Here is a 20,170-nt window from a genome sequence, read left to right as displayed (position 1 = left end):
ACGCGGCGCGGCTGCGGCCGCCTGAATTGAGCCCGCCCGTAACCGGCGCAAGCCGGCTATACTGGCGGGCTTCACCTTGCTGGGCCTTGAATTCGACGCCGGGTCCAGCTTCCTCACCCTCTCGGGTGGAATCCACAAGGAGTTTTTATGCGTCACTACGAAATCGTGCTGCTGATCCACCCGGATCAAAGCGAACAAGTTCCGGCCATGCTGGAGCGCTACAAGGGCATCGTCACCGCCGCCGGCGGCCAGGTGCACCGCGTCGAGGACTGGGGCCGCCGTCAGCTGGCCTACATGATCCAGAAGCTGGCCAAGGCCCACTATGTGTGCCTGAACATCGAGACCACCAAGGAAATCCTGGCTGAGCTCGAGACCGGCTTCCGCTACAACGACGCCGTGCTGCGTCACCTGACCATCAAGAAGGACGTGGCCGAGACCACCCCTTCCGTGATGATGAAGGTGGTTGAGCGCGAAGAGTCGCGCAAGACCCACCAAGAAGCCGCCGCTGCCTAATTCCTGGCTAGCGCAAAGGAGTCTGACTGCAACCCCCTGAGTCGCCAGCCACCGCGCATTCGGTCAATACCCTGACCTTGAGCGCGCAGTGGGTGGAGCGCGCAGCACTGCGATACACGCCGGCCGGTTTGCCGGCACTGGATCTGACACTTGAGCATCGCGGCAACGCGGTGGAGGCGGGCAAGCCCCGTCAAGTCGAGCTTCAAATCCGGGCCGTGGCCATCGGGCCGCTGGCGCAGCAGCTGCAAGCCGTACCGGCCGAAAGCCTTGCTCTTTGGAGCGGATTTCTGGCCCCGGCGCGCAACGGCAAGGGCGTGGTGATGCATATCACCGCAGTGACTCCGGCGAACACCTGACATCAACAGTACGAATCTCTGAGGTCCATCATGGCAATTTCCCGTGGTAAGGGTCGCTTCTCCAAGGACAAGAAGCCCAAGCGCAACCAGCAATCGCTGCTGTTCCGCCGCAAGCGTTTCTGCCGCTTCACCGTCACCGGTGTCAAGCAGATCGATTACAAGGACGTGGACACCCTGCGTGATTTCATCGCCGAGAACGGCAAGATCACCCCGGCCCGTCTGACCGGCACCCGTGCCATCTTCCAGCGTCAGCTGACCACCGCCATCAAGCGCGCTCGTTTCCTGGCTCTGCTGCCCTACAGCGACCAGCACAAGGCCTAAGGCGAGGGAGTACCAAACATGCAAATCATCCTGCTGGAAAAGGTCGCAAACCTGGGCAACCTGGGCGACATCGTCAAGGTCAAGGACGGCTACGCCCGTAACTTCCTGATCCCGACCAAGCAAGCGCGTCGCGCCACCGAGACCGCGATCAAGGAATTCGAAGCCAAGCGCGCCGAACTGGAAAAGATCGCCGCCGAGAAGCTGGCCGCCGCCCAAGCCCTGGGCGAGAAGCTGGCTGGCAAGACCATCACCGTGGCCCAGAAGGCCGGTGTGGACGGCCGCCTGTTCGGTTCGGTCACCAACGCCGACGTCGCTGATGCCATCAAGGCGCAAGGCATGGACGTGGTCAAGGCCATGGTTCGTCTGCCCAACGGTCCGCTCAAGCACACCGGCGAATTCGCGCTGCAGGTTGGCCTGCACTCGGACGTCGTGGTGGACATCCACGTTCACGTGGTGGCCGCTGCCGAGTAAACCCGCTGGTGTTGCCGGTTGAACCCGGCACACTGACTGGCAGACTCCGGCCTAGAAGCCGAAATTCAAGGCCGAGATCCGCAAGGATCTCGGCCTTGTCCGTTTCCGGCCCCAGTTATCCCGCGATCTCCACCGTTTGACCACCACCTGCCCCCAGGTTTATCCACAGCGCGTCCGATCCGATGTCAGCCTCTCCCTCCTTTTCGCCGACCCTGGCGCGTGAAGACGACCTGGCCCGCCTACGCGTGCCGCCGCACTCCATTGAGGCCGAGCAATCGGTGCTGGGTGGCCTGCTGATCGACAACAGCGCCTGGGATCGCGCGGCCGAAGTGGTGCAGGAGGGCGACTTCTATCGCCTTGAGCACAAGCTGATCTTTGCCGCCATCGGGCGCCTGATCGTGGCCGGCAAGCCCGCCGACGTCATCACGGTCAATGAAGACTTAGGCATGCAGGGCAAGGCCGAGGACTGCGGCGGCCTGGCCTATCTGAACGCCCTGGCCCAGGCCGTGCCCAGCGCGGCGAACCTGCGCCGCTATGCGGAAATCGTGCGTGAGCGCTCGGTGCTGCGCAAGCTTGTCACCGCCAGCGACGAGATCGCCCAGGCCGCGTTGGCGCCGCAGGGGCGCACCGTGTCGGCCATCCTGGACGATGCCGAGAGCAAGATCCTGCGCATCGGTGAGGAAGGCAATCGCGGTGGTCAGGGCTGGTTCCGCATGGACAAGCTGATGGTCGACCTGATGGGTCGCGTCAACGAACTGGCCGAGAGCGGTGCCGCCGACGTCACCGGCGTGCGCACGGGCTTTTACGACCTGGACCGCATGACCGCCGGCCTGCAGGGCGGCGACATGATCGTGCTGGCCGCCCGCCCCTCGATGGGCAAGACCGCCTTCGCACTGAACATTGGCGAGCATGTGGCCGTCAACGAAGGCCTGCCGGTGCTGGTGTTCTCCATGGAAATGGGCGCCGCCCAGCTGGCGCTGCGTATGGTGGGCTCCATCGGTCGGGTGGACCAGAGCCATCTGCGCACCGGCAAGCTCACCGACGACGAGTGGGGCCGCATGATGGAGGCCGTCGAGCGCCTGGGCCGCGCGCCCATGTTCATCGACGAGAGCCCGGGCCTTTCCCCTTCCGAGGTGCGCGCGCGCGCGCGGCGCCAGGCGCGCGAGTGTGGTCAGCTCGGCCTGATCATCATCGACTACCTGCAGCTGATGGCGGGCGAGGGCGGTAACGAGGAAAACCGGGCCACCGTGCTGGGTGAGATCTCGCGCGGCATGAAGGCCCTGGCCAAGGAGCTGAAGTGCCCGGTGATCGCGCTCTCGCAGCTCAACCGCTCGGTCGAGCAGCGCCCGGACAAGCGCCCCATGATGTCCGACCTGCGCGAATCCGGCGCCATCGAGCAGGACGCCGACATCATCATGTTCATCTACCGCGACGAGTACTACACCAAGGAAGAGTGCAAGAAGCCGGGCGTGGCCGAAATCATCATCGCCAAGCAGCGTAACGGCCCGGTGGGCACGGTGGAGCTGGGCTTCCAGCGCATGCACACCAAGTTCGAGAATCTCGCCCCCGACTACCAGGGCGGAGCTGCTGAGTATTAACCCACCCCCGAAGCGCCTGCGGCGCCTCCCCCTCAAGGGGGCGCCACCAGTGGCCCGGCGGAGCCGGCTCCACGGTGGCACTTGATCGATGTTGCGGTCGACCTAGAATACTGTATATAAAAACAGTATTCTGAGGCTGCGCCGGATGGCGGCGCGCCAGGTCCGTCCCCCGTGTCTCTTGCTCCTCCGCTGTTGGATTTGTTTGGTGAGCCGCTGCGCCTGCCCACGCGGCGCGAGCGTCAGCGGGTGGCCATGCGGACGCTGGAGCGGGCGTCGCGTCCGGTGTTGCGCCCTGGTGGGCCGCCCCTGGCCGTGGAGGGCGCCTTGCCGCTGCCGCCGCAGGCGCGACCTCGCCCGGATGCCGCGGCGCCGGTCATCTCCATCCCCGCACTCGTTCCCACAGAGCCGCCCAGTTCCGCCGCCGTGGCGGCCCTGCTGCAGCGCCATCCCAGCCTGTGGCGCGGCCAAGCCCTGGGGCTGACGGCGGCGCGCTGCTGGCCCAGTGGGCATGCGTTGCTGGACGCTGAATTGCCCGGCGGCGGCTGGCCCACGCGTGCGCTGACCGAATTGCTGCTGGCCCCTCAGGCCGGCCATGTGGAGTGGCGGCTGCTGGCGCCGGTGCTCAAGCGGCTGGTGCAGGGGGGGCGGCGTCTGCTCTTGATCCAGCCGCCGTACGAGCCCCATCCCCAAGGCTTGGCGGCCTGGGGTCTGGCAGTGGGCGACTGCCTGTGGGTGCAGGCGCCCGATCCCCTGCAGCGCCAATGGGCACTCGAGCAGGCCCTGCGCGCCGATGCGGATGAATTGGGCGCCGTGCTGGCCTGGTTGCAGGCGCCGCGCGCGGCCGCCTTGCGGCGGCTGCAGACCTTGGCGGCCGGCTGCCGCGCGCCGGTCTTCGTCTGCCATGCCAGTGCCAACGCGGCCTCGCATTCCGCTGCCCCCTTGCGCCTGCAGGTGCGGCCCGGCCCGCATTGGACGCAGCTGCAGGTTGAGCTGCTCAAGCGTCGCGGACCGCCGCTGGACACCCCGCTGTGGCTGCATGCCCCACCGCCCACGCTGCGCGCTGTGATGCCCATTCCGCAGGCGGTGCGGCCGGTGCTGCGGCCGGCGCACGCGCTGCAGGCCTGAGCCATGCTCTGGCTGGCCCTGCGCTGTCGGGGGGGCGCCTGCCCCGAGGCCCTGCTGTGGTGGGCGCTGCAGTACACGCCTCGGGTAGCGCGGATGGAGGAAGCGCTGGTGCTGGAGCTCTCGGCCAGCCTGCGCCTGTTTGGTGGCAAGGCCAGCCTGCAGCAGCGCTTGCTGAGTGAGTTGCAGGGGCTGATTGGCGAGGCCCAGGCCAGTCTGGCCTGGGCCTCGCACAGCCGCGCCGCCTTGCTGTTGGCGCGCGCCGCCGCGCCGGGCGAATTGGTGGAGAGCGTGCCCGGCACGACGGTGCCGCAGCTGGAGGCCCTGCCGCTGCGCGTGCTCACCAGCGCCCAGCCCCAGCTCGGCCTGCTGACGGGTCTGGGCTGTCGCCGCCTGGGGGATTTGCGCCGCTTGCCGCGCGCGGCCCTGGTGCGGCGCGTGGGCCCGGCCCTGCTGCGCGAGCTCGATGCCGCCTTCGGCCAAGGCGCCGAGGCCCATGACTGGGTTCAGGCCCCCGAGCATTTCGACATCCGCTGCGAACTGCCGCAGCGCTGTGACCAAGCCCAGGCCCTGTTGCAGGCCGCCCAGCCCCTGCTGCAAACCGCCTGCCTGTGGCTGGCGGCCCGCCATGCGGGGGCGGCTGAGCTGCAATTGGGCTGGCGCTTTGACGTCATGCGCGCTCGCGATCTGGGCCCCGGTGGCGAGGTTCGCCTGGCCGCCAGTGCCCCCCACCGCCGCCTGCGCAGTTGGCAGCGTCTGCTGGCCGAGCATCTGCAGCGTCTGAGCCTGCCCGCGCCGGTCAGCGACTTGTGGCTGCGCATCGAGCGCACCGAGCCCTTGGCCGAGCTGAGTGCGAGTCTGTTGTTGCCCGATGCGCAGCAAGATACCGAGGCCCAGCGTGGCGATGGCGAAAGCCTGGACGAGCTGCTGGCGCGGCTCTCGGTGCGGCTGGGTGCGGCCAATGTGCGCCAGGCCCGTGCGGTGTCCGATCACCGCCCCGAGCATCAGCAGCAATGGCAGGCTTGGCAAGCCGCACCCCAGCCCAGCCCGCCCCAGCCGCGCCCCGAAGCCCCGGCCCAGTGGCCTCAGCCCAGCTGGTTGCTCAACCCCCCCCAGCCCTTGAATGCCCTGGGCGATCAGCCGCTCTACCAGGGGCCGCTGACCCTGCTGGCCGGGCCGCAGCGCATCGAGGCCGGCTGGTGGGACGGCCCCCCGTGTCGGCGCGACTACTACCTGGCCCATGGCCTGCGCGCCGGCCTGCTGTGGATCTACCGCGAGCGCAGCCAGGGCGGCGCCGCACCGACCTGGTTCTTGCACGGCCTGTTTGCCTGAGCGTGCCAACCCCCTGGCCATAATTCGGCCGATGCATTCCTATGACGTGGTGGTGGTCGGCGCGGGCGCGGCCGGTTTGTTCTGTGCCGGCATCGCCGGCCAGCGGGGCCTGAAGGTCTTGTTGATCGATCACGCCGACAAGGTCGCCGAGAAAATTCGCATCAGCGGCGGCGGGCGCTGCAACTTCACCAACCGCGACGTCGGGCCGGCCAACTTCCTCTCCGGCAACCCGCACTACTGCCGCTCGGCCCTGGCGCGCTACACGCCGGCGCATTTCATCGAGCTGGTGCAGCGCCACGGCATTGCCTTCCATGAAAAGCATCGCGGCCAGCTGTTCTGCGACGACTCGGCCGAACAGATCATCCGCATGCTGCTGGCCGAGTGCGGCGCCGGCGGCGTGGAGCGCTGGCAGCCCTGCAGCGTGGCCGCCGTGCGCCAACGCGGTGAGGGGGGCTTCGAACTCGACACCCAGCGCGGCACCGTGCACGCCGCCAAGGTGGTGGTGGCCACCGGGGGCCTGCCCGTGCCCAAGATTGGCGCCACCGACTGGGGATTGCGGCTGGCCAAGCAGTTCGGCCACCGCATTGCCGAGCCACGCCCGGCCCTGGTGCCCTTGACCTTCGACCCCAACGCCTGGGCACCCTTTGCGGCGCTGGCCGGGCTGTCGCTGGAAGTGAACATCGAGACCGGCGAGGGCAAGAAGAACACCACGCGCTTCTTGGAGGACCTGCTCTTCACCCACCGGGGTCTGAGCGGCCCGGGCGTGCTGCAGATCTCCAGCTTCTGGCAGCCCGGCACACCGATCCGCATCGCCTTGGCCGCACCCGCGCTGGCCGACACCCTGCGCCAGGCCAAGGGCCGCACACAGCGCAAGTTCGGCAACGAGCTGGCCCAGCACCTGCCCGAACGCCTGGCCCAGACCTGGCTCGCGGTGCACGATCTGCCGGCCGACAAGCCCATGCCCGATGTGCGCGACAAGGACATCGCCCGCCTGGTGGAGAGTCTGACCCGCTGGACGGTGCAACCCATGGGCACCGAGGGCTGGCGCAAGGCCGAGGTGATGGCCGGTGGTGTGGACACCCGGGATCTGGACTCCCAGACCATGGCCAGCCGCCTGACCCCGGGCCTGCACTTCATCGGCGAAGTGGTGGATGTGACCGGCTGGCTGGGGGGCTACAACTTCCAATGGGCCTGGGCCAGCGCCGCGGCTTGTGCACAGGGGCTCTAAGGGCTACTCCCCGATGGCGGTCTGTCTGGCCCGCTCGCTGACCACTCGTGCCGGGCGCGAGAAGGTCCAGTAGGCGCTGGCCCAGTCCAGCAGCACCACCAGGCGGTTGCGAAAGCCGATCAGGAAGTAGATGTGGGCGAAGAGCCAGAACACCCAGGCCGCCCAGCCCGAGAAGCGCCAGGGGCCCAGCGGGGTGCCCAAGTCGACCACGGCGCTGTGGCGGCCGATGGTGGCCAGGTTGCCGTAGTCGCGGTAGCGAAAGGGCAGGGCGGGCCGGCCGGCCAAGGTGCGGCGGATATTGGCTGCGGCGTGTCGGCCCATCTGTTTGGCGGCCGGGGATACACCGGGCACCGGACGCAGCGCGCCATCCGGCCCGGGGCTTTGCGCGGCGGCCAGGTCGCCGATGACTTGGATCTCGGGGTGGCCCGCCAGGCTCAGATCGGGCTGCACCACCACGCGACCCGCACGATCGGTGGGGGCGCTGCAGCGTTCGGCCAGGCGCCGCCCCAGCGGCACGGCCGCCACGCCGGCGGCCCAGATTACGCAGTGGCTGGCCAGTTCCTGCTCGCCCTGGGTATCTGCCCAGCGCAAGCCCTGTGCGTGGATGTCCAGCACCCGGGTGCCCAGCTTGACTTCGACGCCCAGGGCTTTGAGCTGCCGGCGGGCGCTCTCGCTCAGGGACTCGGGCATGGTCTGCAGCACGCGCGGCCCGCCTTCCACCAGCAGCACGCGGGCACTGGCGGGGTCGATGCGGCGGAACTCGCCCGGCAAGGTGTGGCGGGCAATCTCGGCCAGGGTACCGGCCATCTCGACCCCGGTGGGCCCGGCGCCAATGATCACGAAGCACAGATGCGCGGCGCGTCGCAAAGGGTCGGGCTCGCGCTCGGCGGCCTCAAAGGCCAGCAGCACCCGGCGGCGGATCTCAAAGGCATCGTCCAGGCTCTTGAGCCCCGGCGCGTGCGCCGCCCAGTCGTCGTGGCCGAAATAGCTGTGCGTGGCGCCGGCGGCCACGATCAGATGGTCATAGCCCAGGCGCTGGCCGTCCTCCAGAACGACCTCCTTGGCTTTCGGGTCCACGTCTTCCACCGAGGCCTTGAGGGTCAGCAGATTGCGCTGACGGCGGAAGAGGTGCCGGATGGGCGCGGCAATCGATGGCGCCGGCAGGCCCGCCGTGGCCACTTGGTAGAGAAGGGGCTGAAAGAGATGGTGGTTGGTGCGGTCCACCAGGGTGATCTGCACCGGCGCGTTCTTCAGGGCGCGGGCGGCTTCCAAGCCGCCAAAGCCGCACCCGATGATGAGGATGCGCGGGGTGTTGCTGGCGACGTCTGGGCTCATGCCGGCCATCCTAGGCGGGGATTGTTGCGGCGCAGCAATTCCGCGAAATGTCCCAGCGCCAGGCTGGGGCAATCAGCGAGTGCGTCCCGCGCCAACGTGTTCTTCGTCTCGGCTTAAGTCTGCGAGCCGAGCCAAAGGGTCGCGCCTAGAGCCAGGACGGCCACCACCGCAAAGCCAATCTTCCAAACCGACCAAGGACGCTCCCCAAGCACCCTGCCATTGCGCCCATTCACCACCACCTGCATGGCACGCCCTCGCCAGCGATAGCTGTAAATCCATACCGGCAGCAGCACATGCCGGTAACGCAGCGCGCTGTATTCCGTGTCGATCTGGCTGACACGTTGTTGGTCGCCACCGATATCGGTGCACACGGCTTCATGGATGCGCTGCTCGAAGCGCTCGCGGGCACGGGCAAAGCCCTCGGTGAGGTTGATGTCATAGGCCTGCACCGTGAAGCCGGCCCAGAGCTCGGGTTGGGGCGGTCGCAGATCACTCAGGTCCATCCCGTCCAGCACCGCATGCTGGGTGGCGGGCAGGCGGCTGGAGGCCAGGATGAGTTCATCGTCGAACTGCAGACGCACTTGGCCGCTGACAAAAGTCCAGTCTGTGACGGTGCGGCGTTCTGTGTGCTCGCGCCCTTGCGCATCGCGCACCGTCTTTTCTTCGGTGCGGTTGTCGCCGCGTTGCCCCTGGTAGTCGGTGCGGCTGTGGGCGTCAAAGGTCCAGCAGGCCAGGTAATGGCCACGGCCGGCTTGTGGCGCCTTGACCAGTTCCTGCAACGCGTTCGGCGCAAACCAGCGGCTGGACACCCATTGGCGAAATGCGGTGCGGGCCGCGCTGTCGTCCAAGGCAAAGGGCAGCAGTGCCTGGGGCTGGATCAGTCGGCGGCGCTGGACCTCCACATCGGTGAGCGGGGTCTGGCAGTAGGCGCAGCAATGCGCTACCACATGAGGTTCAAAGCGAAGGCTGGCGCCACAGCCCGGGCAGTCCAGCACCAGCGTGGGCAAGTCGGGCTCCTGACCGGCGCCGCGCCGCAGAGCAGCTTCGAAATCCGCCTCGGTCTGCACTGCGGCGTGCCCCACAGCCGGCTGCTCATCTTGAAGACTCTGACAGCCATGGCAGCGCAGTCGGCCGGCTGAGGGGTCGAAGTTCAAGACGCCGCCGCAGCTCTTGCAGGGAGCGGCAGCGCTGGCTTTGGTGGTCAACCCTTCAGACGGAGACTGCACGGACTCAAAGTCCCATCTCTTGGGCCAAATGACCGCCTGCATAAACCTGCCGCAACGCCATTCGGATGGCATCCCTGTGCACCATCACCGCCCGGTTGCCGCGCTCGTCGAAGGCGAAGCGCCCGGCCAGGGAGTCCAGATTGCCGTCGAACACCACGCCCACCCAGTCGCCCTGGGCATTGACGGCCGGTGAGCCCGAGTTGCCGCCAATGATGTCGGCGGTGTTGATGCTGTTGAGCACCGTGGCACCCGGCAGGGTCTTGCGCAGTGCGGCCAGGCGCGGGGCGAGGTCGAAGGGCGGCTTGCCGGCAAATCCGTCAGCACGCGCCCACAGGCCCTCCAACGTCGTGAACCAGGGCTGGCGCACACCGCCCAAAGCCACTTCGGCATGGCGGCCGAAGGACAGGCGCAGGGTGCCCGTGGCGTCGGGCGGGCTGCCGTCACCCAGCACGCGCCAGCGGGCGCGGGCCAGGGCATCGGCATTGGCGCGCAACGGTTCGGTCACTTCGCGCGCATAGGCCGCCATCACGCTGCGGCGCAGCGGGTGCAGGCTGCGCGCCAGTTGGATCATGGGGTCGCTCAGCGTGGCGAAGCGGTCGGCGGGCAGGGCCGTCCAGGCAGCGCGTTGGGTGGCGTCGCCGATCTGGCTGTTCTGCAGCCAATGGCGGGCTGCCACCTGCGGCTCGGCGTGGCCGGCCAGCAGCGCGCGGACAAAGGGGTCGCTGGCGCCCAGATGGGCTTGGGCGCGGGCGATGAATCCGCTCAGGCGCTCCAGTTCCAGGGCCGGGTGGAAGGGGCGGCTGGCCGCCAGGGCCTCTTGCCACTCGCGCACGGCGGCGCCGTCAAAGGCCTCCAGGCGCTGGCCGCTGGGGCGCTGGCCTTCCATCTGCAGCGCGGCCAGGGCCAGGGCGTCTTCCAGCGCGCTGCCGGCAGGGCCGCGCATCAAGAGCAATTCGCGGATCAAGCGCTGCTGGGCCTTGGCGGCGGCTTCGGCGCGCAGCCAGGGCTCGTCCGACTCGGCCCGCCGGCGCAGTAGGGCCTCTTCCTTGGCCTTGGCGGCCCAGATCTCTGGGTCCTTCAGCGCGGCCAGCTCACCGCGCCTGGCCTTGAGGCCGTTTTCCAGCGCGTTGATGGGCTCCAGCGCCTGACGCGCGGCCTCAGGCCCGGTGCGCGCGTAGCGATGCAGCAGGGCCTGTTCGTGCTCGGCCAGCGCAATCTCGGTGGGCATTTGCGCGTCGCGCAGGGCTTGCAGCTGGGCCAGGGTGAGCAGGCGCTCCGTCCGCCAGGGGTGGCCGGGCACGAAGACGGCATCGCCCAAGTCCGGGGCCTTGGCGGCCGGGCGCAACCAGTGCGGGCTCTTCCAGGGCTTGCCCTGGTGGTAGATGCGCAGCAGCGCAAAGTCGAAGGCAAAGCGTGGGTAGGCGAAGTTGTCGTCGTCGCCGCCGAAATTGGCGGCCTGGGTCTCGGGGGCCATCACCAGGCGCACATCGGTGAAGCGCAGGTAGCGATAGCGCTGCTGCACCGCGCCGCCGTACAGCGAGACGAGTTCGCAGTGCTCGCTTTTCGGGCAGCTGGCCTCAAGCTTTTGCAGCGCCGTGGCGCGCGCCGGACCTTCGGCGGGGATCTGCACCGGGTCGATGCCCACCAGCACGCGGGCTGTCTGGCCCGGGCAGGGGCGCTCATCTTGGCGTTTGCCGGCCACAAAGCCGTGGGTGGCGATGTCGTCCTGGGCGCTGGTCAGGCGGTCGATGCAGTCGCTCACCACGTGGTGGTTGGTCAGCACCAGGCCTTCGGGCGAGACGAACGAGCCTGAGGAACCGTCCAGATTCACAGCGGCGCCTTGCAGCTTGGCGATCCAGACCGGGGTCGGCGCGTGGCCCAGGTGCTCGGTCAGGGGGGCGATGGGCAGGCGGTCCATGGGCCACATGCCGTCGGCGGCCTGGGCGCTGCTGAACAGCAAGGGGAGGAGAAGCAGTGCGCGCATGGCGGCATACCCGGATGAACAGGGCGGCGAGCATAGCCAGCCGGGCCGGTGCGGGGCCTGCCTAGAATCCCGCCCTCACTTCCTGCCCGCCTTGCTGGCCCCTTCATGAGCGCCCAAGTCCTCGCCCGTCAGTACCGTCCGCGCCGCTTTCAGGAATTGGTGGGCCAGGAGCATGTGACCCAGGCCCTGGGCAACGCCCTCTCTACCGGCCGTCTGCACCACGCCTATTTGTTCACCGGCACCCGCGGGGTGGGCAAGACCACGGTGTCGCGCATCCTGGCCAAGGCCCTGAACTGCCGCGGTGCCGATGGCCAGGGCGGCATGACGCCCGACCCTTGTGGCGTCTGTCCGGCCTGCCGTGACATCGATGCCGGCCGCTTTGTCGATTACGTCGAGCTGGACGCTGCCAGCAACCGGGGCGTGGAAGAGATTTCGCAGCTGCTGGATCAGGCGGTCTACAAGCCGGTCATGGGCCGCACCAAGGTCTACATGATCGACGAGGTGCACATGCTCAGCACCCACGCCTTCAACGCCATGTTGAAGACGCTGGAGGAGCCGCCCGAGTACCTGAAATTCGTGCTCGCCACCACCGACCCGCAAAAGGTGCCGGTGACGGTGTTGAGCCGCTGTTTGCAGTTCAATCTGCGTCCTTTGAGCCCGCCCCTGGTGGCGGCGCATCTGGCCTCGGTGCTGCAGACTGAGGGCATCCCGGCCGAGGCCGGCGCCTTGAGGTTGCTGGGCCGCGCCGCGCGCGGCTCGATGCGCGATGCGCTCTCGCTCACCGACCAGGCCATTGCCTTTGGCGGCGGGCAGCTTACCGAGGCCCAGGTTTTGGGCATGCTGGGCAGCACGCCGCGCGCCCAGGCCCTGGACCTGCTGGACGCCCTGGCCGTGGCCGACGCCGCCGCCCTGGTGGCCGGCGTGGATGGCCTGCGCGCCAGCGGCCATGGTGCCGTGGGGGCCTTGGACGAGTTGGCGCGTTGGCTGCAATTGGTCGCACTGGCCCAGGCGGCCCCGGCGGCGCTGGACGGGCAGGACCCCGACACCCCCGAGGCCCAGCGCCTGGCGGCCATCTGGCCGGCCGATACCTTGCAGCTCGCCTATGCCTTGCTGCTGCAGGGCCGTGCCGAGCTTTCCTTGAGCCCCGACGAGCATGCCGGCCTCTTGATGATCCTGCTGCGCGTGCTGGCCTTTCGACCGGCCGGCGACCCGGCGCCCAGCAGTGCCGCCCTGCGCCGCAGCCCTGAGATTGCGCGCCTGACGGTGCCGATGCCCGGGCCTGCCCCGGTGATTGCCGCCCCCGAGGCCCTGGCCAGCCCGCGCCGCATCGAGCCGGTGGCGCCCGTCAGTCCGGTTCGCCCTGTGACTCCGGTGCATCCGGGGCCGGCGCCGCGTCCTGCCCCCGTGCCGGCGCCCAGCCCCGCGCCGGCGCCTGCCCGTGCCGGCGCGGACGAACCCCCACCCTGGCTGGACCTACCGCCTGAAGAGGAATCTGCGGCGGCCGCCGCGCCAGACTTCGAGCACACGGAGCTGGAGGAGCCGGGCGGGTCGTCCAGCGTCGCCCCAGCGCCCGAGGCCTCGACCCCGGCGGCGGCAGGCACTGGCCTGCAGCCCACCCAAGCCGGACAGGAGTGGGCCGAGCTGTTTGCCCAGCTCCAGGTCACGGCCATGGCTCGCACGCTGGGCATGCAGGCTCAATGCCTGCGCCTGCAGCGCGGGCCGGGCGGCTGGCAGGTGCATTTGCAGGTCAGCAGCGAGGCCCTGCGCATGGCGCCCGGGCCGGCCAAGCTGGAGGCCGCACTGGCCGAGCTGGCGGGTGGAAGCGTGCAGCTGGAACTGACGGTCGGCCCCGTGGTCGACAGCCCGGCCCTGCGTGAGCAGGAAGCGCAGCGTCAGCGGCAGCTCGGGGCCGAAAACCTGCTCGCCGCATCCCCTGAATTGGCCGCCTTCAAGCGCCACTTTGAAACCACGCGCATCGTGCCCGGCACGCTGCGCCCGACGACGGAGAACTGAACATGATGAAGAACCAACTGGCCGGCCTGATGAAGCAAGCCCAGGCCATGCAAGACAACCTCAAGCGCGCCCAGGACGAGCTGGCCACGATCGAGGTCGAGGGCCAGAGTGGCGCGGGCCTGGTCAAGGTCACCATGACCTGCAAGCACGACGTGCGTCGCGTGCAGATCGACCCCAGCCTGCTGGCCGACGACAAGGACATGCTGGAGGACCTGGTGGCTGCGGCCTTCAACGACGCGGTGCGGCGGGCTGAGGCGACTTCGCAGGAGAAGATGGGCAAGTTGACGGCGGGGATGCCGTTGCCGCCTGGGATGAAGTTCCCCTTCTGACCCTTTGATAGGCCTGGCGCTGTGAGCGGAAGCCCTCGGGGTCTTCAACCCCGAACCCCGACCCCATTTCTCTTTGTCTCGCCAAAGAGAAATGGGGGAAAGAGAAAGGCGACCCCGATGCGCAGCCCCAGCCTGCGGCTGGGGTCCCCGCCGCCAGCGCCAAAGGCGCTGTCCTTCCGCAGGCACAAACAGCCCGCATGGGCTGTTTGTGTCCGGCGTCAGGTGCTCGCGCCTGAGGGCACGGGGCGGAACGCACTCCGTTCGCTGCGCTCACTGCGTTTGAACGGCCGCCCCGAGCCAGAAGTGGAAGTGCGCTGGCGCGCACGCCCTCAGTCGCTGCGCTTCTCGGCAGCGCATAGGGGACCCCGAGAAACGGAGCGGCCGATTGAAGTCCGGGCTGTTCGGTATTCGGCTGTTGGCTGTTGGGGGTCCCCCTATGCCAAGCCGAGCAGCGCAGGGGCTTGGGGGAGCGCGCGCAGCGCGCCACCACAACAAACTCGGCGCGGCCGTTCAAGCGAAGCGAGCTTGCGAGCGCAGCGCGTTCCGCGCCGCCCCCAAGACCTGAGCAGCGCAGGGAACCGATCGCCGCAGGCGAGCGGCGCCGGCATCGGGGGTCGCCTTTCTCTTTCCCCATTTCTCTTTGGCGAAGCAAAGAGAAAGGGGTCGGGGTGTGGGGTTGAAGACCCCACGGGCTCTCACCAGAAGAACCCGCAATGGCTGCGCTAGAACACCTGATTGACGCCCTCCGCCGCCTCCCCGGCGTCGGGCAAAAGAGCGCGCAGCGCATGGCCTACCACCTGCTGCAGCACGACCGCGCCGGTGCGCAGCAGTTGGCTGCCGGCCTGACGGCCGCTCTGGCTGCCGTGCAGACTTGCAGCCAGTGCCAGGGCTTTGCCGAGGCGCCCATCTGTTCGGTGTGCAGCGATGCCAGTCGCGACGCCAGCCTCTTGGCCGTGGTCGAAACACCCGCCGATCAAGCCGTGCTGGAGCGCAGTGGCAGCTATCGCGGCTACTACTTCGTGCTCGGTGGGCGCGTCAGTCCCATTGACGGGCGTGGTCCCAGAGAAATTGGGGCCGAGGCCCTGCTGGCGCGTGCGGCGAACAGCCGCGTGCGCGAGGTGATCCTGGCCACCAGCTTCACCGCCGAGGGCGAGGCCACCGCCTATGTGCTGGGCGAGGCCTTGAAGGCACGCGGCCTGTCTGTCACCCGGCTGGCACGCGGCGTGCCGGTGGGCAGTGAACTTGAATTTGTCGACCTCGGCACGCTGGCGCATGCGCTCGCGGATCGCCGCTGATGGAGCTTCGCATGACCACGATCGCCAACCTTTGCATCCTTGCGGCCTGCGCGCTGCCCATCGTTTGCGCCGGCCTGGCCAAGTCCAGTGGCTGGGGCAAGCGCACGCGCGATGGGGGCTACAACAACCGCGATCCGCGCGCTTGGCTGGCGGCGCAGACGGGCCGTGCGGCGCGCGCCAATGCGGCGCAGGCCAACAGCTTTGAGGCCTTGCCGCTCTTCATCGCCGGGGTTTTGATTGCCCAGCAGTCGCAAGCCACGCAGTCCACGGTGGACCTGCTGGCGCTGGGGTTTGTCGCCACCCGCTTGGTCTACATCGGCTGCTATGTGGCCGATCGCCACTACGCGCGCAGTGCGGTCTGGAGCCTGGGCGTGGGTCTGTCGGTGGCGCTGTTCTTTGTCTGAACTTCGCCGGGCCCAGGCCTGATCAGCCCTTCGTTTTTGCGCGCTTCGGGCTGCCCTTGCTGGCCTGCGCCAGTTTGACGGGCTTGGCCTTGCTGCCCTTGACCGTCTTGCCGGCCTTCGCCAGGCGCGTGCCGTTGGCCTTCTTGGCCGGTGCCACATAGGCGGTCAGCTGGGTGCCGGGCTTGAGCCGGGCACTCAAGGAGAGCTGATTCCAATCGGCCAGTTGCGCGGGCTTGAGACCATGGCGGCGGCTCAGCGAGGCCAGGGTGTCGCCCTTGCGCACCGTGAGTTTGACGGCACGGCGGGCTGGGGCGTCGGGGGCCAGGCTGAGTGCGGCGGTGTCGGCCAGGTGCTCGGAGACATCGTGATCGCGCTTGGCCGTGCGCGGCACCAAGAGGGTGGAGCCGGCCTTGATGTTCATGCGCGCCGGGATGCGATTGACCTCGCGCAGATCGGCCTCGCTCATGCCGGCCCACTTGGCCGCCTCGGCGGGCTTCATGGTCTTGGGCAGTTGCAGCGCGGTCCAGCTGGCCTTGGGTCCGCGATGGGCTTCCAGCGCGGCCACGAACAGGGCCGCGTTGTCATAGGGCAGCAGCAGCTGGGGCGTGGCGGCGGCCAGGATGACCGGCTTGTTCATCTGCGGGTTGAACTGGCGGAAGCGCTCGACGCTCAAGTCCGCCAGGCGCGCGGCCAGCTCCACATCGATGTCGCCATCGATCTGCACCGAGAGGAAATAGGGATGGTTGGCCAGGGCGGGAAGCTCGACGCCAAAGTCCTGCGGCCGCAGCACCAAGTTCTTCACGGCCTGCAGCTTGGGCACGTAGTCGGCGGTCTCGGTGGGCATGCGCAGCAGGGCATAGCTGCGCGGCTGGCCCTGGGCGTCCAGGCGTTTGAGTGCGCGGTCCACATTGCCCATGCCCCAGTTGTAGGCGGCCAGGGCGAGTTGCCAGTCGCCTTGGTAACGGCGGCCCAGCTGGGCCAGGTAGTCCAGCGCGGCGCGGGTGCTGGCCAGCACATCGCGGCGGTCATCGCGGAACAGGTTCTGCTTGAGGTCGAAGTCCTTGCCGGTGGCACTCATGAACTGCCACATGCCCACGGCCTTGGCGTGGCTCTGCGACACCGGGTTGAAGGCCGACTCGATGAAGGGCAGCAGGGCCAGCTCCATCGGAAGGCCGCGCTTTTCCACTTCCTGGACGATGTGGAACAGATAGCGGCCGCCGCGCTCGGTCATGCGGCCCACGTAGTCGGGGCGGCGGGCGTAGAAGTTCTCCCACTTCTGCACGCGCTCACCACTCAGATCGGCCAGTTGCATGCGGCTGCGGATGCGCTGCCACAGGTCCGCCTGGGCTTCGGGGGACTGGAAATCCACGGCCGGCTGATCGGGGTTCAGATCGTCCTGGGCGCGGGCGCTGGCGTGGTCGCCGTCCAGCACCGGGCCGGCGGGTTGCGCGGGTTGTTCGGTGGGCTGAGGGGCCACGGGCGGCGGCGGGGTGGCGCCGACCACCTGAACCGGAGCCGGCGTCTGATGGGCGCAGGCGCTCAGCAGCAGGGCGGCGCTCAAGACGGAGAGGCGCGCAAAACTCATCGCAAATCCTTGGTCAAAACTGGTTTTTCCAGGCCCGCAGCGCGGTGAACACCGCCAGTGGGCTGGTGTCGGCGGCGGGCTGGGGGGCGCGCGCAGCGGCCTGGATCACGCCGGGCTCGCGACTGCGCAGAAAGGGGTTGGTGGCACGCTCCAGGTCCATGCGGCTGGGCAGGGTGGGCTGGCCAGCGGCACGGCGGGCTTCGTCCTGGCGCTGGCGCGCCTGCAAGGCCGGGTTGTCCGGCTCGATGGCCTGGGCAAAGCGCAGATTGGAGAGCGTGTACTCATGCGCACAGCACACCCGCGTGGCATCGGGCAGGGCGGCGAGTTGATCCAGGGAGTGCAGCATCTGCGCCGGGCTGCCTTCGAACAGCCGGCCGCAACCGGCGCCAAACAGGGTGTCGCCGCAGAACAGGATGGGCTCGTTCCCGCCCACAAAGTAAGCGATGTGACCGGCGGTGTGGCCAGGCACCTCCAGCACTTCGAGGGTCTGTCCGAGCAGCTGCAGGCGGTCGCCCTGCTGCAGGGGATGGGTCACTTCGGCGATGGACTCGCCGGCCGGGCCGTACACCGGGCCTGCAAAGCCCAGTTCCGAAATCCCCCCAACATGATCGGCATGGTGGTGCGTCACTAGAATCGCCGCCAGTTGCAGGCCCAGGGCTTGCAAGGCGTTGCGCAAGGGGGCTGCCTCGCCGGGGTCGACCGCGAGGGCCTGCCGGCCGTCGTGCAACAACCAGATGTAGTTGTCCGCAAAGGCGGGCACGGGAAGCAAGGACAGCACGGGTGACGGCGGTTCGATGAGCGATCAGAAGGAAGGCATTCTAGAGATCGCCACTTGGCTGCAGTCTCCTCTGGGGCGCTACCTGCTCGATTGGGAGCAGCAGTGCTTGGACCAGGCGGTGGCCGATTTGTTTGGTTTTCATGCCCTGCAACTGGGCTGGCCGCAACTGGATGGCCTGCGCGCCAACCGCATGCCCCAGCGTTGGCTGGCCGAGGAGGCGGGGCGCGCCCAGCTGCAATGCAGCTTTGACGAGCTGCCTTTCGAGTCCGGCACTCTGGACTTGGTGCTGCTGCCGCACACCCTGGAATTCGCTGCCGACCCCCACCATCGCCTGCGCGAGGCCGCCCGGGTGTTGCGGCCGGAAGGGCGACTGCTGATCCTGGGCCTCAACCCGGCCAGTCTGTGGGGTCTGCGCCAGCGCGTGGCGCCCTGTCTGCCCAGCCGGGGCGAGTTCATCGGCTACTGGCGGCTGCGCGACTGGTTGCGCTTGTTGAGCTTTGATGTGCCCCAGGCGCGCTTTGGCTGCTACCGTCCGCCGCTCAATCGCGAGGCTTGGCTGCCGCACTGGGCCTTCATGGATCGCCGTGGCCCCACCTGGTGGCCGGTATTCGGCGCCGTTTATTTCATCGAGGCCGTCAAGCGCGTGCATGGCATGCGTCTGGTGGGCCTTGCTAAGTCCAATGGACGACGACGCGCCGCTCCCGCGGTGGCCTTGCCGTCCCGAACCCATCGCTATGACTGAAGCCCTGAAGATCAAAAAGCCCGCCGTCACCCTCTATACCGATGGCGCCTGCAAGGGCAACCCGGGCCCTGGCGGCTGGGGGGTGTGGATGATTGCCGGCGAGCACCAGAAGGAACTGTGCGGCGGCCAGCGTTCCACCACCAACAACCAGATGGAAATGACGGCCGTCATCGAAGGCCTGGCCTCGCTCAAGCGCAGCTGCCACATCCAGCTCTACACCGACAGCGAGTACGTGCTCAAGGGCATGACCGAGTGGATGCCAGGCTGGGTCAAGCGCGGTTGGAAGACCTCGGCCGGGCAGCCGGTGAAGAACCAGGAACTGTGGCAACGCCTGGCCGCCCTGGCGGCCCTGCATCAGATTGATTGGCATTGGGTCAAAGGCCATGCCGGTCACGAAGGCAATGAGCGCGCCGATGCCCTGGCCAACCAGGGCGTGGAGATGGCATTGAAGGGAAAGACCGCAGCATGAAAAACGTTTTTGCCTGGGCCGGGCTGGCCCTATGGATGCTGGCGAACAGCCCGACCGCTCTGGCCCAGGACAAGGGCACCCAGAAGCCGGCCGTGGTGGAACTGGGGCCGGTGAAACAAGAGGCAGCTCAAGAGACGCTGCAGGCGGTGGGCAGCCTGCGCGCGGCCCAGACCACGATGCTGCGGCCCGAGGTGGCCGGACGGATCGTGCGTTTGCCGGTCAACGATGGCCAGCGCGTGGCACGCGGGGCTTTGCTGGTGCAGCTGGACGACGCGGTGCAGCAGGCGCAACTGAGCCAAGCTCGTGCGCAGCAGGATACGGCCGCCTCCAACCTGAAGCGTGCGCGTGAGCTGCAGGCTCAAGGGTTTGTCAGCGAGAGCGCGGTGGAACAGGCCGAGAGTGCGCTCAAGGTGGCGCAGGCGCAGGCCGCGCTGGCGCAGGCGCAGTTGCAGCGCTTGCAGGTGCGCGCGCCTTTTGCCGGGGTGCTGGGCATCCGCCAGGTCAGCCTGGGCGACTATGTGAAAGAGGGCGCTGACCTCGTCACTTTGGAGGACGGCGGCCAGCTGTGGGCCGACTTCCGCGTGCCCGAGCATCTGGCCGGCCGCGTGAAGGTGGGGCAGGCCTTGCAGGTGGCGGTGGATGCGCTGGCCGGGCAGACCGTGCCGGCCCAGGTGCAGGCGCTGGATGCGCAGGCGGATGCCAATGGCCGTTCGCTCTTGGTGCGTGCGCGCCTGTTGCAACTGCCGCCGGGACTGCGCTCGGGCTTGTTCGTGCGGGTGAGTCTGGCGCTGAGTCAGCGTGACCAGGCCCTGTGGGTCCCCGAAGAAGCCTTGGTGCCCCAGGGTGGCAAGGTGTTCGTCTACCGGGTGCGCCAAGGCCAGGCGGAGAAGCTCGCGGTGAAAGCGGGTGCGCGCAAACCGGGTTGGGTCGAGCTCTTGGACGGCGTGGCGGCAGGCGACCAAGTGGTGGTGGGCGGCCAAGGGCGCATCAAGGGCGACAAGGCAGCGGTGCAGGGCGTGGACATCGAGCAGGTTGGCGTGGGCAAGCCGGCGGCCAAGAAGGGCTGAGC

20 protein-coding genes are annotated in these 20,170 nt (G+C 68.5%); 15 read left to right on the top strand and 5 right to left on the bottom strand.

Going from position 1 to position 20,170, the window contains the following annotated elements; translation table 11 throughout:
- Positions 1 to 147 precede the first annotated feature (147 nt).
- From rpsF to FF090_RS13385, 8 genes are all read left to right on the top strand, one after another.
- The gene (gene rpsF, locus FF090_RS13420) at positions 148 to 513 is read left to right on the top strand and encodes a 30S ribosomal protein S6 (protein WP_138857204.1); all 366 of its coding nucleotides are present in this window, start codon (positions 148 to 150) and stop codon (positions 511 to 513) included.
- 77 nt (positions 514 to 590) lie between these two features.
- Positions 591 to 869, top strand: coding sequence for a primosomal replication protein N (priB, locus tag FF090_RS13415; RefSeq protein WP_246071419.1), 279 nt, complete (start codon positions 591 to 593; stop codon positions 867 to 869).
- 30 nt (positions 870 to 899) lie between these two features.
- Complete coding sequence (rpsR, locus tag FF090_RS13410; RefSeq protein WP_138857202.1) at positions 900 to 1,190, top strand: 30S ribosomal protein S18; 291 nt, start codon at positions 900 to 902, stop codon at positions 1,188 to 1,190.
- An 18-nt stretch (positions 1,191 to 1,208) separates the two neighbouring features.
- On the top strand, positions 1,209 to 1,661 hold the full coding sequence (gene rplI, locus FF090_RS13405) for a 50S ribosomal protein L9 (protein WP_138857201.1): 453 nt from the start codon (positions 1,209 to 1,211) through the stop codon (positions 1,659 to 1,661).
- 182 nt (positions 1,662 to 1,843) lie between these two features.
- A complete protein-coding gene (gene dnaB, locus FF090_RS13400; RefSeq protein WP_138857200.1) occupies positions 1,844 to 3,259 on the top strand; it encodes a replicative DNA helicase in 1,416 nt (471 codons plus the stop codon).
- 171 nt (positions 3,260 to 3,430) lie between these two features.
- Entirely contained in the window at positions 3,431 to 4,384 is a 954-nt protein-coding gene (imuA, locus tag FF090_RS13395) for a translesion DNA synthesis-associated protein ImuA (protein ID WP_246071418.1), read from the top strand.
- A gap of 3 nt (positions 4,385 to 4,387) precedes the next feature.
- Positions 4,388 to 5,713: a DNA polymerase Y subunit UmuC family protein gene (locus FF090_RS13390; protein ID WP_138857199.1), complete on the top strand. Its 1,326-nt coding sequence runs from the start codon at positions 4,388 to 4,390 to the stop codon at positions 5,711 to 5,713.
- Between the two features lie 31 nt (positions 5,714 to 5,744).
- Positions 5,745 to 6,941 (top strand): BaiN/RdsA family NAD(P)/FAD-dependent oxidoreductase, encoded by a 1,197-nt coding sequence (locus FF090_RS13385; RefSeq protein ID WP_138857198.1) that lies wholly within the window; start codon positions 5,745 to 5,747, stop codon positions 6,939 to 6,941.
- Between the two features lie 3 nt (positions 6,942 to 6,944).
- Here FF090_RS13385 and FF090_RS13380 read toward each other — a convergent pair whose 3' ends face one another.
- The 3 genes from FF090_RS13380 to FF090_RS13370 all read right to left on the bottom strand — a co-directional run bounded on the left by FF090_RS13380 (position 6,945) and on the right by FF090_RS13370 (position 11,486).
- Positions 6,945 to 8,276, bottom strand: a complete 1,332-nt coding sequence (locus FF090_RS13380) for an NAD(P)/FAD-dependent oxidoreductase (RefSeq protein ID WP_138857197.1) — start codon at positions 8,274 to 8,276, stop codon at positions 6,945 to 6,947.
- Between the two features lie 113 nt (positions 8,277 to 8,389).
- Positions 8,390 to 9,481 (bottom strand): primosomal protein N' (replication factor Y) - superfamily II helicase, encoded by a 1,092-nt coding sequence (locus FF090_RS13375; protein ID WP_138857196.1) that lies wholly within the window; start codon positions 9,479 to 9,481, stop codon positions 8,390 to 8,392.
- 25 nt (positions 9,482 to 9,506) lie between these two features.
- Positions 9,507 to 11,486, bottom strand: a complete 1,980-nt coding sequence (locus FF090_RS13370; protein ID WP_138857195.1) for a S46 family peptidase — start codon at positions 11,484 to 11,486, stop codon at positions 9,507 to 9,509.
- 105 nt (positions 11,487 to 11,591) lie between these two features.
- Between FF090_RS13370 and dnaX the strand changes: the two genes are divergently transcribed.
- The 4 genes from dnaX (at position 11,592) to FF090_RS13350 (ending at position 15,527) form a co-directional block, all read left to right on the top strand.
- Positions 11,592 to 13,499, top strand: a complete 1,908-nt coding sequence (dnaX, locus tag FF090_RS13365) for a DNA polymerase III subunit gamma/tau (RefSeq protein WP_138857194.1) — start codon at positions 11,592 to 11,594, stop codon at positions 13,497 to 13,499.
- Positions 13,500 to 13,501: 2 nt separating this feature from the next.
- Complete coding sequence (locus FF090_RS13360; RefSeq protein WP_138857193.1) at positions 13,502 to 13,828, top strand: YbaB/EbfC family nucleoid-associated protein; 327 nt, start codon at positions 13,502 to 13,504, stop codon at positions 13,826 to 13,828.
- A gap of 713 nt (positions 13,829 to 14,541) precedes the next feature.
- Positions 14,542 to 15,123: a recombination mediator RecR gene (recR, locus tag FF090_RS13355; RefSeq protein ID WP_138857192.1), complete on the top strand. Its 582-nt coding sequence runs from the start codon at positions 14,542 to 14,544 to the stop codon at positions 15,121 to 15,123.
- 11 nt (positions 15,124 to 15,134) lie between these two features.
- The gene (locus tag FF090_RS13350) at positions 15,135 to 15,527 is read left to right on the top strand and encodes an MAPEG family protein (RefSeq protein WP_138857191.1); all 393 of its coding nucleotides are present in this window, start codon (positions 15,135 to 15,137) and stop codon (positions 15,525 to 15,527) included.
- Between the two features lie 22 nt (positions 15,528 to 15,549).
- Here FF090_RS13350 and FF090_RS13345 read toward each other — a convergent pair whose 3' ends face one another.
- Together FF090_RS13345 and gloB are read right to left on the bottom strand one after the other, a co-directional pair.
- Entirely contained in the window at positions 15,550 to 17,112 is a 1,563-nt protein-coding gene (locus FF090_RS13345) for a transglycosylase SLT domain-containing protein (RefSeq protein WP_138857190.1), read from the bottom strand.
- 13 nt (positions 17,113 to 17,125) lie between these two features.
- The gene (gene gloB, locus FF090_RS13340) at positions 17,126 to 17,887 is read right to left on the bottom strand and encodes a hydroxyacylglutathione hydrolase (RefSeq protein ID WP_175423757.1); all 762 of its coding nucleotides are present in this window, start codon (positions 17,885 to 17,887) and stop codon (positions 17,126 to 17,128) included.
- Between the two features lie 19 nt (positions 17,888 to 17,906).
- Here gloB and FF090_RS13335 point away from each other — a divergent pair, with 19 nt between their 5' ends.
- From FF090_RS13335 to FF090_RS13325, 3 genes are read left to right on the top strand one after another with little or no spacing between them, the layout of a single operon-like run.
- Positions 17,907 to 18,632 carry a class I SAM-dependent methyltransferase gene (locus FF090_RS13335; RefSeq protein WP_138857189.1) on the top strand — a complete coding sequence of 242 codons (726 nt, stop codon included), beginning with the start codon at positions 17,907 to 17,909 and terminating at the stop codon, positions 18,630 to 18,632.
- Entirely contained in the window at positions 18,625 to 19,101 is a 477-nt protein-coding gene (gene rnhA / locus FF090_RS13330; protein ID WP_175423661.1) for a ribonuclease HI, read from the top strand. Before FF090_RS13335 ends, rnhA begins: the two co-directional genes overlap by 8 nt.
- Positions 19,098 to 20,168 (top strand): efflux RND transporter periplasmic adaptor subunit, encoded by a 1,071-nt coding sequence (locus FF090_RS13325; RefSeq protein WP_138857188.1) that lies wholly within the window; start codon positions 19,098 to 19,100, stop codon positions 20,166 to 20,168. The genes rnhA and FF090_RS13325 overlap by 4 nt, the downstream gene beginning before the upstream one ends.
- The last annotated feature ends 2 nt before the right edge of the window (positions 20,169 to 20,170 follow it).

Origin of the sequence: Inhella inkyongensis (assembly GCF_005952805.1) — a bacterium.
In the GTDB taxonomy this organism is placed as follows: domain Bacteria; phylum Pseudomonadota; class Gammaproteobacteria; order Burkholderiales; family Burkholderiaceae_C; genus Inhella; species Inhella inkyongensis.
The sequence above is the reverse complement of the archived record's forward strand: the minus strand, read 5'-3'. Positions and strand labels throughout refer to the sequence as shown.

Coding starts and splice junctions, on each gene's coding strand:
- rpsF (WP_138857204.1), top strand. CDS start 148: ATGCGTCACTACGAAATCGTGCTGCTGATCCACCCGGATCAAAGCGAA.
- rpsR (WP_138857202.1), top strand. CDS start 900: ATGGCAATTTCCCGTGGTAAGGGTCGCTTCTCCAAGGACAAGAAGCCC.
- rplI (WP_138857201.1), top strand. CDS start 1,209: ATGCAAATCATCCTGCTGGAAAAGGTCGCAAACCTGGGCAACCTGGGC.
- dnaB (WP_138857200.1), top strand. CDS start 1,844: ATGTCAGCCTCTCCCTCCTTTTCGCCGACCCTGGCGCGTGAAGACGAC.
- FF090_RS13390 (WP_138857199.1), top strand. CDS start 4,388: ATGCTCTGGCTGGCCCTGCGCTGTCGGGGGGGCGCCTGCCCCGAGGCC.
- FF090_RS13385 (WP_138857198.1), top strand. CDS start 5,745: ATGCATTCCTATGACGTGGTGGTGGTCGGCGCGGGCGCGGCCGGTTTG.
- FF090_RS13380 (WP_138857197.1), bottom strand. CDS start 8,276: ATGAGCCCAGACGTCGCCAGCAACACCCCGCGCATCCTCATCATCGGG.
- FF090_RS13370 (WP_138857195.1), bottom strand. CDS start 11,486: ATGCGCGCACTGCTTCTCCTCCCCTTGCTGTTCAGCAGCGCCCAGGCC.
- dnaX (WP_138857194.1), top strand. CDS start 11,592: ATGAGCGCCCAAGTCCTCGCCCGTCAGTACCGTCCGCGCCGCTTTCAG.
- FF090_RS13360 (WP_138857193.1), top strand. CDS start 13,502: ATGATGAAGAACCAACTGGCCGGCCTGATGAAGCAAGCCCAGGCCATG.
- recR (WP_138857192.1), top strand. CDS start 14,542: ATGGCTGCGCTAGAACACCTGATTGACGCCCTCCGCCGCCTCCCCGGC.
- FF090_RS13350 (WP_138857191.1), top strand. CDS start 15,135: ATGACCACGATCGCCAACCTTTGCATCCTTGCGGCCTGCGCGCTGCCC.
- FF090_RS13345 (WP_138857190.1), bottom strand. CDS start 17,112: ATGAGTTTTGCGCGCCTCTCCGTCTTGAGCGCCGCCCTGCTGCTGAGC.
- FF090_RS13335 (WP_138857189.1), top strand. CDS start 17,907: ATGAGCGATCAGAAGGAAGGCATTCTAGAGATCGCCACTTGGCTGCAG.
- rnhA (WP_175423661.1), top strand. CDS start 18,625: ATGACTGAAGCCCTGAAGATCAAAAAGCCCGCCGTCACCCTCTATACC.
- FF090_RS13325 (WP_138857188.1), top strand. CDS start 19,098: ATGAAAAACGTTTTTGCCTGGGCCGGGCTGGCCCTATGGATGCTGGCG.